The 14077-nt window shown below is 61.5% G+C and carries 7 protein-coding genes; 3 read left to right on the forward strand and 4 right to left on the reverse strand.

All coding sequences use genetic code 11. The annotated features are described in order from the left end of the window. Window positions 1-74: 74 nt before the first annotated feature. Window positions 75-911, forward strand: coding sequence for a 23S rRNA (adenine(2030)-N(6))-methyltransferase RlmJ (locus tag C4J90_RS02370; RefSeq protein WP_124419132.1), 837 nt, complete (start codon window positions 75-77; stop codon window positions 909-911). A 733-nt stretch (window positions 912-1644) separates the two neighbouring features. On the opposite strand, the gene msrA is transcribed toward C4J90_RS02370, so the two are convergent. The 4 genes from msrA to aceE form a co-directional block, all read right to left on the reverse strand. Then, window positions 1645-2292, reverse strand: coding sequence for a peptide-methionine (S)-S-oxide reductase MsrA (gene msrA, locus C4J90_RS02375; RefSeq protein WP_124360964.1), 648 nt, complete (start codon window positions 2290-2292; stop codon window positions 1645-1647). A 72-nt stretch (window positions 2293-2364) separates the two neighbouring features. Further along, a complete protein-coding gene (locus C4J90_RS02380) occupies window positions 2365-5058 on the reverse strand; it encodes a bifunctional diguanylate cyclase/phosphodiesterase (RefSeq protein WP_124413654.1) in 2694 nt (897 codons plus the stop codon). A 303-nt stretch (window positions 5059-5361) separates the two neighbouring features. After that, the gene (gene aceF, locus C4J90_RS02385; RefSeq protein ID WP_124419133.1) at window positions 5362-7008 is read right to left on the reverse strand and encodes a dihydrolipoyllysine-residue acetyltransferase; all 1647 of its coding nucleotides are present in this window, start codon (window positions 7006-7008) and stop codon (window positions 5362-5364) included. A gap of 11 nt (window positions 7009-7019) precedes the next feature. Further along, on the reverse strand, window positions 7020-9665 hold the full coding sequence (gene aceE / locus C4J90_RS02390) for a pyruvate dehydrogenase (acetyl-transferring), homodimeric type (protein WP_124365578.1): 2646 nt from the start codon (window positions 9663-9665) through the stop codon (window positions 7020-7022). Between the two features lie 383 nt (window positions 9666-10048). On the opposite strand from aceE, the gene glnE reads away from it, so the two are divergent. After that, window positions 10049-12988: a bifunctional [glutamate--ammonia ligase]-adenylyl-L-tyrosine phosphorylase/[glutamate--ammonia-ligase] adenylyltransferase gene (gene glnE, locus C4J90_RS02395; protein WP_124419134.1), complete on the forward strand. Its 2940-nt coding sequence runs from the start codon at window positions 10049-10051 to the stop codon at window positions 12986-12988. A 54-nt stretch (window positions 12989-13042) separates the two neighbouring features. After that, on the forward strand, window positions 13043-14077 hold the full coding sequence (gene waaF / locus C4J90_RS02400; RefSeq protein ID WP_124402858.1) for a lipopolysaccharide heptosyltransferase II: 1035 nt from the start codon (window positions 13043-13045) through the stop codon (window positions 14075-14077).

The following is a 14077-nucleotide window of genomic DNA, read 5'->3' on the forward strand; positions in this document are numbered from 1 at the left end:
AACACCAGCCGCCATGCGGCCCTGCACCTTTGCCCCGGTAGAAGGTAAACTTCGCCTCCTGCGCAGGAGCAACCATGAATTATCGTCACGCCTTTCACGCCGGCAACCACGCCGATGTCTTCAAACACCTGACCTTGACCCGCCTCATCGCCTTGATGTCGCGCAAGGAGCAGCCGTTCGCCTACCTCGATACCCACGCCGGCATCGGCCTGTACGACCTGCAGGGTGACCAGGCCAACCGCACCGGTGAATACCTGGAAGGCATCGCCCGCCTGTGGGGCGCAAGCGACCTGCCGCCGCTCACGGCCGATTACATGCGCGTGCTCCACGAGATGAATCCGGATGGCCAGTTGCGCTACTACCCAGGCTCGCCGGAGCTGGCGCGGCGCCTGACGCGCCCTCAGGACCGCGTACTGCTCAACGAAAAGCACCCGGAAGACGGCCTCTTACTCAAGGACAACATGAAGGGTGATCGTCGGGTCAAGGTGCACCTTGGCGAAGGCTGGCACGTGCCGCGCGCCCTGTTGCCGGTGCCGGAAAAACGCGCGCTGATGCTGATCGACCCACCGTTTGAAAAGCTCGATGAAATGCAGCGTTGCGCGGCGTCCCTCAAGGAAGCCGTCAGCCGCATGCGCCAGACGGTCGCGGCAATCTGGTACCCGGTGAAAGACCCGCGCATGTTGCGCCGCTTCTACCAGGACCTGGCCGGCACCGGTGCGCCGAAACTGTTGCGCGTAGAGCTGCTGGTGCATCCGCTGGACACGCCCAACACCCTGACCGGCTCAGGCCTGGCAATTGCCAACCCGCCGTGGGGCCTGGAAGAGGAGCTGCGTGAATTGCTGCCGTGGCTGTCCAGGCAACTGGGCCAGACCCAGGGCGGCTGGCAGATGGATTGGCTCATCGCTGAATAGCCTATTTCAAGCCAAACACAGGACCCAATGTGGGAGGGGGCTTGCTCCCGATAGCGGGGTGTCAGTCAGTACATTTGTCACTGATACACCGCATCGGGGGCAAGCCCCCTCCCACATTTTGTTTTGTGTCGTTCTTCAGATCGGGCGGGTCTGTCCGGAAGAGGAATTGCGTGGGTTGGATTGGCTCATCGCTGAATAGCTTTATCTCAAGCCAAACACAAAACCAGTGTGGGAGGGGGCTTGCTCCCGATAGCGGGGTGTCAGTCAGTACATTTGTCACTGATACACCGCATCGGGGGCAAGCCCCCTCCCACATTTTGTTTTGTGTCGTTCTTCAGATCGGGCGGGTCTGTCCGGAAGAGGAATTGCGTGGGTTGGATTGGCTCATCGCTGAATAGCTTTATCTCAAGCCAAACACAAAACCAGTGTGGGAGGGGGCTTGCTCCCGATAGCGGGGTGTCAGTCAGTACATTTGTCACTGATACACCGCATCGGGGGCAAGCCCCCTCCCACATTTTGTTTTGTGTCGTTCTTCAGATCGGGCGGGTCTGTCCGGAAGAGGAATTGTGTGGGTTGGATTGGCTCATCGCTGAATAGCTTTATCTCAAGCCAAACCCAAAACCAGTGTGGGAGGGGGCTTGCCCCCGATAGCGGAGTGTCAGTCAGTACATTTGTCACTGATACACCGCAATCGGGGGCAAGCCCCCTCCCACATTTTGTTTTGTGTTGTGCTTTAGATTGGGCAGGTCACGCCGGTGCCGCCGATGCCGCAATAACCCTGGGGATTCTTCGCCAGGTACTGCTGGTGATACGCCTCGGCGAAGTAAACCGTCGGTGCTTCGTCGATTTCGGTGGTGATCTCGCCCAGGCCGGCCTTGGTCAGCTCTTGCTGATAAGCCTCGGCACTGGCTTTGGCTGCCGCCAACTGCTCCGGCGTGGTGGCATAGATCACCGAGCGGTATTGGCTGCCGATATCGTTGCCCTGGCGCATGCCCTGGGTCGGGTTGTGCAGTTCCCAGAACATCTTCAGCAAGTCTTCGTATTTCACTTTGGCCTGGTCATACACCACCAGCACCACCTCGCTGTGGCCGGTCAGGCCTGAGCAGACTTCTTCGTAGGTCGGGTTCGGCGTGAAGCCGCCGGCGTAGCCGACCACGGTGCTGACCACGCCGTCGCGCTGCCAGAACTTGCGCTCTGCGCCCCAGAAGCAGCCGAGGCCGAAGATCGCAAAACCGACGTCGTCGGTAAACGGGCCCAGCAGCGGGTTGCCGTTGACGAAATGCGTCTCCGGCAGGTTCATCGGGGTTTCACGGCCAGGCAGAGCTTGTTCTTGAGTAGGCAGCACGTTTTTGTTCACCAGAATTTCCGAGCGCAAGACCATGATCAGTCCTCTCGTCAGGTTGATTAGCAGTAAATTGTCAGACAGCCAGTGTGCCCGAGTGTTACAGCGCTGTCAGGCGATTGGCCCGCGTGGGTAGCGTTTAAGCTTCTCCAGCAGCTCTGCGCCGGGGATTGGCCGGTCGAACAGGTAGCCCTGGCCCACGTCGCACCGATGCCGGCGCAGGAACGCCAATTGCGCGGCGGTCTCGATGCCTTCGGCCACCACCTTGAGCTTGAGGTTGTGGGCCATGGCGATGACCGCCGAGGTGATTTCCATGTCGTCCTGGTTATCCGGGATTTCGTGGATAAAGCTCCGGTCGATCTTAATGATGTCGATGGGGAATTTTTTCAAGTAGCTCAGCGACGAATAACCGGTGCCGAAGTCGTCCATGGCCAGGGTCAGGCCAAAGCTCTTCAGTTGGTCCAGTTGCAGGCGCGTGTCTTCGGTAGCTTCCAGCAGCAGGCCTTCGGTCAGCTCCAGCTCCAGGAGATTGGCCGGCAGCTGTTCTTCCTTGAGAATCGTGGCGATCGAGGCCACCAGGTCCGGGTCGGAAAACTGTTTGGGCGACAGATTGATCGCTACCTGCAGATTACCCAGGCCCGCCGCCGTCAACTGCCGGCTCATGCGGCACGCCTGGCGCGCAATCCATTTGCCGATGGGGATGATCAAGCCGGTCTCTTCGGCCACGCTGATGAACTGGTCGGGGCGGATCATGCCCTTTTCCGGATGGTTCCAGCGCAACAACGCTTCCATACCCAACAGGCGGCCACTGCGCAGGCACAGCTTGGGCTGGTAGAACACATCAAGCTCGTTCTGGGTCAGGGCGCGGCGCAGGTTGTTTTCCACGAACAGTTTGTAGCTCGCTTCGGCATTCAGGGCTTCGGTAAACACCTGCACCTGGTGTTTGCCGTTAGCCTTGGCCTTGTGCAGGGCCAAACCGGCGTTGCGCATCAGGGTCTGCGGGTCGCGGCCGTGCAGCGGTGCGCAGGCCAGGCCTACGGAGCCGGTCACGCTGATCAATTGGTTGTCGACGAACATCGGCTTGTCGAGGGTGGCCAGCAACTGGCTGGCGACCTGCTGGCCGGTCTCCAGGTCGGCATCGTCCAGCAACACCGCAAACTCGTTACTGGCAAAGCGCGCCAGGCTGCCGCCGCTGCTCAGGCTGTTGCGTAGACGACGGGCCAGGCTGATCAGCAGCTTGTCCCCGGTCTGGTGCCCGAGGCTGTCGTTGATGCGCTTGAAGTTGTCGATGTCCACCAAAAGCAGGCTGATCGGGCTGTCGCTGTCGCGGGCAAAGCGCTCGTCGAGGTTGCGGATGAAGGCCGGGCGGTTGCCCAGGTTGGTCAGGTTGTCGGTGTAGGCCAGGCGTTCGATGCGCTGTTGCGCCAGCTTGGTCTGGGTGATGTCTTCGTAGATGCCGATGTAGTGGGTCAACTCACGGTTGTCGCCGTACACCTTGGAAATCGACAGCTGGCCCCAGTAGGGTTCGAGGTTTTTGCGTCGGCTTTTGAATTCACCTTGCCAGCTGTTGCTCTTGGCCAGGCTCGACGGCGCATCGAACAGCAACTCGCTGAGGTTCTCCAGGGCCGGCAACTGCGCCAGGCGGTGGCCGTGCACCTCTTCGGCGCTGTATTGGGTGATCGCGGTAAAACTTGGGTTGACGTACTCCACCACGCCGTCGCAATTGACCAGCAGAAAGGCGTTGGCACTTTGTTCCACGGCACGCTGGAACAGGTGCAGGGCGCTGGTGGCGGTGCGGCGGTTGTGGTTGTTGATGACCTGGGCGAACTGGTCCGCCAACTCGCCGGCAAAGGCGATTTCATCGGACTGCCAGGCACGCGAACTGCCGCTTTGCTCCAGGCACAGCACGCCGACGACCTGGCCATCCACCCGGATGCTCGCGTCGAGCATGGCGTGGATATCCTTGGCGAACAGGCTTTCGGCCATTTCCCGCGTACGCGGGTCGCGCAGGGCATTGGTGGCATCGATCGCGCGGCTGCTGTGCAAGGCTTCGAGGTAATCGGGGAAGCAACTGGCGTCAATCGCTTCGGGCAAATGGTATTGCTGATCGGCGCGGTGATAAGCCGAAATCGGCACCAGGCGCTGGCCTTCCAGGTTCCAGATGCTGGCGCAATCGATCTGGTAGATGTCGCAGGCGCTGCGGGTGATCAGTTCGGCGGCTTCTTGCAGCGAATTGGGTGTGGTGTAGCGTTGGCGGGCCAGGAGCAGGATCAACTCCTGCTGGGCGCGTACCCGCTCCAGGTGCTGCAGTTGTTCCTGTTGCGCGCGCTGGTTGAGTTCCAGGGCGATTTGCAGGCGGCTGTTCTGGTTTTCCAGGTCGGCGGTCGGCACCGTGGCGGGAATTTCGCTGAACAGGCCATCAACCACCATCAGGTAGCCGCGCAGCAGGTGGCGATTGTGTTGTTTGTAGGCCTCACCCATTTCCAGCAGGCTCAGCGGGCCATCGTTGGTGTGCAGGGTGTAGCGCACCAGGTAGTGGGGGCTGAGGGTCAGTTGCTGCTGGATCGCGTCGTGCAGTTGATAGCGTGCCTGGGGCTCCATCAGGCTGGCGTACGGCGTGCCGATGAGGGCACAGAGCTCGACGGCCGGCAGGCCGAATTGGCGTTCGCAATTGGGGTCGAGGTAGAGCAGCGCCCAGCTTGCCTCATTAAGCCGCTCGAAACGCAGCATACCGAGGCGCGAAGGCACCGGTAATTGCGTCACTACCTCGGCCGCCGTTCGGGCGACATCGGGTTGGCTTTTCATGGGGGAAACTCGCTTGGAAAAATGCGCACGGCGCCGGGCTCACGCCCTCTTTACTGTTGCCTGCGGCAAGGTTGCATCATGCGGCACGCACTGACAAGAGAGGATGAAGGCTAAGTGCTATAACCCTGTTATCGGCCACGCAGGGCGTTTCTGCAGTCGAAGTGACGGAAGGTGTACAAGCCTGTCCTATGTATACAACAAACGGGCAAAAAAAGCCCCGCCAAGTGGCGGGGTTGAGGTACGAGCGTGGCGCTCGGAAATCGGTGCGGCAAAGGCCTCCCGCTCAGGGGAGGCCGCTGCGGCTTACAGCAGGATGGTGCGGATGTCGTTCAGCAGCTGGCTCAGGCGCTGGGTGAAGCGTGCCGCCGCCGCGCCGTTGATCACGCGGTGATCGTAGGACAGCGACAGTGGCAGCATCAGCTTGGGCTGGAACGCTTTACCGTCCCAGACTGGCTGGATAGTTGCCTTGGACACACCCAGGATCGCCACTTCCGGCGCGTTGACGATTGGCGTAAAGCCAGTACCGCCAATGTGCCCGAGGCTGGAGATGGTGAAGCACGCGCCCTGCATGTCGTCCGGGGTGAGCTTCTTGTCGCGGGCCTTGGCGGCCAACGCAGCAGCCTCGGCAGCCAGTTGCAGCAGGCTCTTCTGGTCGACGTTCTTGATGACCGGTACCAGCAGGCCGTCAGGCGTGTCTACCGCAAAGCCGATGTGCACGTACTTCTTGCGAATGATCGCCTTGCCGCTTGGCGCCAGCGAGCTGTTGAAGTCCGGCAGTTCCTTGAGCAGATGCGCACAGGCCTTGAGCAGCAGAGGCAACACGGTCAGTTTCACGCCGGCCTTCTCGGCCACGGCTTTCTGCGCAACGCGGAAAGCTTCCAGGTCGGTGATATCGGCCTGGTCGAACTGAGTCACGTGCGGGATGTTCAGCCAGCTCGCGTGCAGACCTGCCGCGCCGATTTGCATCAGGCGGGTCATCGGCACTTCTTCGATTTCGCCGAAACGGCTGAAATCCACGGTGCGGATCGGCGGAATGCCCGAGCCACCGGTAGCGCCGCCGGCAGCTGGCGCTTCCTTGGCTTTCTGCATCATGGCCTTGACGTAGGCCTGCACGTCTTCCTTCAGTACACGGCCGTGAGGGCCGCTGGCCGCGACGGCGCCCAGCTCGACACCAAACTCACGGGCCAGCTGACGCACGGCAGGGCCGGCATGAACCTTGGCACCGCTTGGCGCGGGTGCGGCGGCAGCAGGAGCCGGTGCAGCTTCGGCTTTGGCAGCAGGCGCAGGCGCGGCAGCGGCCGGAGCAGCTTCAGCCTTGGCCGCAGCCGGAGCGGCAGCCGGTGCCGGAGCAGCAGGCGCAGCGCCCTGTACTTTCAGCTTGAGAATGAAATCGCCAGTGCCGACTTCGTCTTCCAGCTTGACCGCAATGCTTTCCACCACGCCGGCAGCCGGCGATGGGATCTCCATGGAGGCCTTGTCGGACTCCAGGGTGATCAGCGACTGGTCGGCTTCGACGGTGTCGCCGACCTTGACCAGCAGCTCGATGATCTTGGCCTTGCCCGACGAGCCGATGTCCGGAACATGGATGTCCTGGACGGTGGCGGCGGCAGGTGCGGCGGCCGGGGCTGGAGCAGCCTCGGCAGCAGCAGGCTTTTCAGCAGCCGGTGCAGGTGCAGCAGCGGCAGCAGGAGCCGCCGCAGGGGCCGCATCAGCGGCACCTTCGATTTCCAGCTCCAGCAGTTCGTCGCCTTCTTTCAGGCGGTCGCCCAGCTTCACTTTCAGGCTTTTGACCACGCCGGCCTTGGGAGCAGGGATTTCCATGCTCGCCTTGTCCGACTCCAGGGTCAGGATGCTCTGGTCGGCTTCGACGGTGTCGCCAACCTTCACAAACAGCTCGATTACTTCACCTTCACCGCTGCCGATGTCAGGTACGCGAATGAGTTCGCTCACAAAAAATCTCCTCAGCAGTCCAGTGGGTTGCGTTTTTCCGGGTTGATCCCGAACTTGACGATGGCGTCAGCCACCACCTTGGGTTCGATCTCACCACGGTCAGCCAAGGCTTCCAGGGCTGCCAACACCACGAAGTGACGGTCGACTTCGAAGAAGTGACGCAGCTTCTTGCGGCTGTCACTGCGGCCGAAACCGTCGGTGCCCAGGACTTTGAATTCCTTGGACGGGACCCACTGGCGAATTTGTTCAGCAAACAGTTTCATGTAGTCGGTAGAGGCGATGACTGGACCCTTACGGCCGGCCAGGCACTCTTCGACATAGCTCAGTGCAGGCTTCTGACCCGGGTGCAGGCGGTTGCTGCGTTCCACGGCCAGGCCGTCGCGACGCAGTTCGTTGAAGCTGGTAACGCTCCACACGTCGGCGCCGACGTTGAACTCGTCACGCAGGATCTTCGCCGCTTCACGCACTTCGCGCAGGATGGTGCCGGAGCCCATCAGCTGTACGTGGTGCGCCGCTTCCTTGGTGTCTTCTTCGAGCAGGTACATGCCCTTGATGATGCCTTCCTCGACACCGGCCGGCATGGCTGGCTGCTGGTAGGACTCGTTCATCACTGTGATGTAGTAGAAAACGTCCTGCTGCTCTTCGGTCATCTTCTTCATGCCGTCCTGGATGATCACCGCCAGCTCATAGCCGTAGGTTGGATCAAAGGTGCGGCAGTTCGGGATGGTGGCAGCCAGGATGTGGCTGTGACCGTCTTCGTGTTGCAGGCCTTCGCCGTTGAGCGTGGTACGGCCGGCGGTACCGCCGATCAGGAAGCCACGGGTACGGCTGTCGCCTGCGGCCCAAGCCAGGTCGCCAATGCGCTGGAAGCCGAACATCGAGTAGAAGATGTAGAACGGCAGCATCGGCTGGTTGTGGCTGGAGTACGAAGTACCGGCAGCGATGAAGGAGCTCATGGCGCCCGCTTCGTTGATGCCTTCTTCGAGGATCTGGCCCTTCTTGTCTTCCTTGTAGAACATCACCTGGTCTTTATCGACTGGCTCGTAGAGCTGGCCGACGGAGGAGTAGATGCCCAACTGACGGAACATGCCTTCCATACCGAAGGTACGGGCTTCGTCCGGGATGATCGGCACGATACGCGAGCCGATTTCCTTGTCCTTGACCAGCTGCGCGAGAATCCGCACGAAGGCCATGGTGGTGGAGATTTCGCGGTCGCCCGAGCCGTCCAGGATAGCCTTGAGGGTATCGAGTGGCGGCGTCGGGATGCTCATGCTCTTGGCGCGGCGTTGCGGCACGAAACCGCCCAGTGCAGTGCGACGCTCGCTGAGGTAGCGGGCTTCGGCGCTGTTCGGCTCAGGCTTGAAGAACGGCAGGTTCTCCAGCTCTTCGTCCTTGACCGGGATGTCGAAGCGGTCGCGGAACAGCTTCAGGCTGTCAACGTCGACTTTCTTGGTGTTGTGCGCGGTGTTCTTCGCTTCGCCGGCACCGGTGCCATAACCCTTGATGGTCTTGGCCAGGATGACGGTCGGTTGCTCTTTGTGGTTGACCGCTTCGTGGTACGCCGCGTAGACCTTGTACGGGTCGTGGCCGCCACGGTTGAGCTTCCAGATCTCGTCGTCGGACAGATCAGCAACCATCGCCTTGAGTTCAGGCGTGTTGAAGAAGTGTTCACGCACGAACGCGCCGTCTTTTGCTTTGTAGTTCTGGTACTCGCCGTCGATGACTTCGTCCATGCGACGTTGCAGGATACCGTCGACGTCCTTGGCCAGCAGCGGGTCCCAGAAACGGCCCCAGATGACTTTGGTCACGTTCCAATGCGCACCGCGGAACACGCCTTCGAGTTCCTGGATGATCTTGCCGTTGCCGCGAACCGGGCCGTCGAGGCGCTGCAGGTTGCAGTTGATGACGAAGATCAGGTTGTCCAGCTTCTCGCGGCCGGCCAGGGAGATGGCGCCCAGGGATTCCGGCTCGTCGCACTCGCCGTCGCCCAGGAAGCACCAGACTTTCTGCTTGCCTTCGGGAATGAAGCCACGGGCTTCCAGGTACTTCATGAAGCGTGCCTGGTAGATCGCCTGGATCGGGCCCAGGCCCATGGATACCGTCGGGAACTGCCAGAAATCAGGCATCAGCCAAGGGTGCGGGTAGGACGACAGGCCCTGACCGTCGACTTCCTGGCGGAAGTTGTTCATTTGTTCTTCGGTAATGCGGCCTTCCATGAACGCACGGGCGTAGACGCCTGGCGAGGTGTGGCCCTGGAAGTAGATCAGGTCGCCGCCGTGTTCGTCGGTCGGGGCCTGGAAGAAGTAGTTGAAGCCGATGTCATACAGGGTTGCGCTGGAGGCGAAGCTGGAGATGTGACCGCCCAGGTCCGAATCCTTCAAATTCGTGCGCATTACCATCGCCATGGCGTTCCAGCGTACCAGCGAGCGAATGCGGCGTTCCATGAACAGGTCGCCAGGCATGCGTGCTTCGTGGGTAACGGGGATGGTGTTGCGGTATGGCGTGGTGATGGCGTAAGGCAATTGCGAGCCGCTGCGGGTCGCGAGTTCGCCCATACGGGTCATCAGGTAGTGAGCACGGTCTTCGCCTTCTTTGTCGAGAACCGATTCCAGGGCGTCCAGCCATTCCTGGGTTTCGACGGGATCGAGGTCTTGCATGGCTTGCTCCAGGGCGGAAAGGCTACCAGAATCGGTTGCCTGAAGTTTGCGACTGGCCTTGTGGGCAGACGACATAAATTCTTGGATGGCCGAAGGTTGCTTCGGCGTCCTGTAGTTTTACTACAAATCGTCGGCCATTTCAGCCTTTCGAATGTATATACGAGTAGTAAAACTACACAAGACTGAGCGTATGGCTCGGTCTGGCTGGTGAGCATAATCGTTATTGTTGGTCTATTGCGAACAAGAAAAGGTGAAAGTTTGATGTTGCCTGCCAAGATTGATTTAATTTCAGCTATTTCTAACTTTTGTTCGACAGTCCTTCATCGAGCATGGCTCCTGCGTTCACAACTACACGCCATTTACACGCCGATCAAGGATAGACCATGAGCCTTCCAACGTTGGCCGAACTTCCGGCCATTCTCTTGCCTTACGCCAGCCGGGCCGAGCAGTCATTTCGTGACGCGGTGGCCGCGCTGGATGACGATCATGGCCTTTCTGGCTGGACGCCGCAACGGTGGGCCGACTTTGCGCGGGTGTGCGCTGCCAGTGATTTTGTCATTGAACAGAGCGTGCGTGACCCTTTGATGTTGCTTGAGTTGGTGGCCTGGGGCGAGCTCGACCGAGGGTTTGCGCCGGGTGAGTTGTGCGGGCAGATTGCCGGAGCCGTGCAACAGGCCGAAACAGAAGACGAACTCGGCCGTGTGCTGCGCCGCCAGCGTACGCGCCAGCAGGTGCGCATCATCTGGCGCGACCTGACCCGCCAGGCGGATTTGGTGCAAACCTGCCGCGACCTCTCCGACATGGCCGACGCCTGCATCGACCAGGCCTACCAATGGCTGTACCAACGCCATTGCGTGCAATTCGGCACGCCAACCGGGCGGCGCAGCGGCGAGGCGCAGCACATGGTCATCCTTGGCATGGGCAAGCTCGGGGCGGTGGAGCTGAACCTGTCGTCGGATATCGACCTGATCTTCGCCTACCCCGAAGGCGGCGAAACGGTGGGGGTCAAGCGCTCCCTGGATAACCAGGAGTTTTTCATTCGACTTGGTCAGAAATTGATCAAGGCCCTCGACCCGATGACGGTCGACGGTTTCGTGTTCCGCGTCGACATGCGCCTGCGTCCCTACGGTTCGGCCGGCGCGCTGGTACTGAGCTTCAACGCGCTGGAGCAGTACTACCAGGACCAGGGCCGTGATTGGGAGCGTTACGCCATGATCAAGGCCCGCGTCGTCGCCGGTGACCAACTGGCCGGCGCGCAGTTGCTCGACATGCTGCGCCCGTTCGTCTATCGCCGTTACCTGGACTTTTCGGCCATCGAAGCGCTGCGCACCATGAAGCAACTGATCCAGCAGGAAGTAAGGCGCAAGGGCATGGCCGAGAATATCAAGCTGGGTTCGGGCGGTATTCGTGAGGTGGAATTTATCGCCCAGGCGTTCCAGCTGATCCACGGTGGCCGCGATCTCAGCCTGCAGCAACGTCCGCTATTGAATGTGCTGGGCACCCTGGAGGGCCAGGGTTACTTGCCGGCCGCCGTGATCAGTGAGTTGCGCAATGGCTACGAGTTTTTGCGCTACACCGAACACGCGATCCAGGCGATCGCCGACCGCCAGACCCAAATGCTCCCGGACAGCCCGGAAGACCAGGCGCGTATCGCCTTCATGCTCGGTTTTGCCGACTGGGCCGCGTTCCACGAACGCCTGATGTATTGGCGTGGACGGGTGGACTGGCACTTCCGCCAGGTGATTGCCGACCCTGATGAAGAAGAGGGCGAAGAAAGCGAACTTGTCGTCGGCGGGGAATGGTTGCCGCTGTGGGAAGAATCCCAGGATGACGCCGCCGCCTGCCGCCAGTTGAGCGAAGGCGGCTTCAGCGATGCGCCCAAGGCCCTCAAGGCCCTGGCTGGCTTGCGCGGCAGTCCGCAGCTGCGCGCCATGCAGCGCCTCGGTCGCGAGCGGCTGGATGCGTTTATTCCGCGCTTGCTGGCCCAGGCGGTCGAACACGCCAACCCGGACCTGGTATTGGAGCGCGTACTGCCGCTGGTCGAGGCGGTCGCCCGGCGTTCCGCTTACCTGGTGCTGCTCACTGAAAACCCCGACGCCCTGCGCCGTCTGCTGACGCTGTGCGCCGCGAGCCCGTGGATCGCCGAGCAGATCACGCGTTTCCCGCTGTTGCTCGATGAGCTGCTCAACGAAGGGCGCCTGTTCAAGCCGCCGTTGGCGCCGGAGCTGGCCGCCGAATTGCGCGAGCGCCTCACGCGTATCCCTGAAGACGACCTCGAGCAGCAGATGGAAGCCCTGCGCCATTTCAAGCTGGCGCACCGCCTGCGGGTGGCCGCGTCGGAAATCGCCGGCAGCCTGCCATTGATGAAGGTCAGCGACTACCTCACCTGGCTGGCCGAAGCCATCCTCGAACAGGTGCTGGCCCTGGCCTGGCGCCAGACCGTTGCCCGTCACGGCTCGCCGCAACGGCTGGACGGCAGCCTGTGCGATCCTGGGTTCATCATTGTCGGTTATGGGAAAGTCGGCGGTATCGAATTGGGGCATGGTTCGGACCTGGACCTGGTGTTTATCCACGACGGCGACCCGCAGGCCGAGACTGACGGTGCCAAGCCGATCGACGGTGCGCAGTTCTTCACGCGCCTGGGCCAGCGCATCATTCACTTGCTGACCACCCAGACCAACTCCGGCCAACTGTATGAGGTGGACATGCGCCTGCGGCCTTCAGGTGCGTCCGGGTTGCTGGTGAGTTCACTGGGCGCGTTCGACCGCTATCAACAAAATGAAGCCTGGACCTGGGAGCATCAGGCGCTGATTCGCGCGCGGGTATTAGTCGGCAGCCAGGATGTGGGCCAGGCGTTCGAGCAGGTCCGCGCCAAGGTATTGGGGCGTGAACGGGACTTGGCGAAGCTGCGCCAGGAGGTCAGCGAGATGCGCGCCAAGATGCGTGACAACCTGGGGACCAGGAGCACAGCGGCCGGTATGGGCGCCAATGCCTTCGAAGCCACGGCGCTGTTCGACCTCAAGCAGGACGCCGGAGGTATCGTCGATATTGAATTTATGGTGCAATACGCCGCTTTGGCGTGGTCTGCGCAACATCCATCGTTGCTGCGCTACACCGACAATATCCGCATTCTGGAAGGCCTGGAGCAGGTCGGGCTGATGCCTGCCGCCGATGCCCATTTGTTGCGGGAGGTGTATAAGGCGTACCGCTCCGCCGCGCACCGCCAAGCCTTGCAGAACGAGGCGGGCACGGTGGCCGGGGACCAATTTGCAGACGAGCGGCGCCAGGTGATGCGAATCTGGCAGGCGCTCGGTTTGAGCTGAAACACTATTAGGGCGGGGAGGCATAAGCCTCCCCGCATCGTTTGTGGAAACTACATGAATATTCTGATCGTTGGGCCCAGTTGGGTCGGTGACATGGTGATGGCACAGACACTGTTCCAGTGCCTGCGGCTGCGCTATCCGGACTGCCAGATCGACGTGCTTGCCCCTGAGTGGAGCCGGCCGATACTTGAGCGCATGCCTCAGGTGCGCAAGGCCTTGAGCTTTCCGCTCGGCCATGGCGCGCTGGAATTGGCGACCCGCCGGCGCATCGGCAAAGCCATGGCCGGCCAGTACGACCAGGCGATCCTGTTGCCCAACTCGCTGAAGTCGGCGCTGGTGCCGTTTTTTGCCGGCATTCCCAAGCGTACCGGCTGGCGCGGCGAGTTTCGCTATGTGCTGCTTAACGATGTACGCACCCTGGACAAAGCGCGCTACCCGTTGATGATCGAGCGTTTCATGGCCCTGGCCTACGAACCCGGCGCCGAGCTGCCCACGCCGTATCCGCGCCCCAGCTTGCAGATCGACCCGCTGACCCGTGATGCGGCGCTGGCCAAGTTCGGCCTGGCGCTGGACCGCCCGGTATTGGCCTTGTGCCCGGGCGCCGAGTTCGGCGAGTCCAAGCGCTGGCCGTCGGAACACTACGCCAAGGTCGCCGAGACCAAGATCCGCGAAGGCTGGCAGGTGTGGCTGTTTGGCTCGAAAAACGATCATTCGGTGGGTGAGGATATTCGCCAGCGCCTGATTCCGGGCCTGCGCGAAGAGGCGGTGAACCTCAGTGGCGAGACGTCCCTGGCCGAAGCCATCGACTTGCTGTCATGCGCCGACGCGGTGGTGTCCAACGACTCCGGCCTGATGCACGTCGCCGCTGCGCTGAATCGCCCGTTGGTGGCGGTGTACGGCTCGACGTCCCCAGGGTTCACGCCACCCTTGGCCGACCAGGTCGAAGTGGTGCGCCTGGGCCTGGATTGCAGCCCCTGTTTTGAGCGCACCTGCCGTTTCGGCCACTACAACTGCCTGCGCCAATTGCTGCCGCAGCCGGTAACCGATGCCTTGCAGCGGTTGCAGGGCGACGTGGTCGAGGTTCACTGA

Source organism: Pseudomonas sp. R2-60-08W, from assembly GCF_003852335.1.
Lineage (GTDB): Bacteria > Pseudomonadota > Gammaproteobacteria > Pseudomonadales > Pseudomonadaceae > Aquipseudomonas.

Coding starts and splice junctions, on each gene's coding strand:
- C4J90_RS02370 (WP_124419132.1), top strand. CDS start 75: ATGAATTATCGTCACGCCTTTCACGCCGGCAACCACGCCGATGTCTTC.
- msrA (WP_124360964.1), bottom strand. CDS start 2,292: ATGGTCTTGCGCTCGGAAATTCTGGTGAACAAAAACGTGCTGCCTACT.
- C4J90_RS02380 (WP_124413654.1), bottom strand. CDS start 5,058: ATGAAAAGCCAACCCGATGTCGCCCGAACGGCGGCCGAGGTAGTGACG.
- aceE (WP_124365578.1), bottom strand. CDS start 9,665: ATGCAAGACCTCGATCCCGTCGAAACCCAGGAATGGCTGGACGCCCTG.
- glnE (WP_124419134.1), top strand. CDS start 10,049: ATGAGCCTTCCAACGTTGGCCGAACTTCCGGCCATTCTCTTGCCTTAC.
- waaF (WP_124402858.1), top strand. CDS start 13,043: ATGAATATTCTGATCGTTGGGCCCAGTTGGGTCGGTGACATGGTGATG.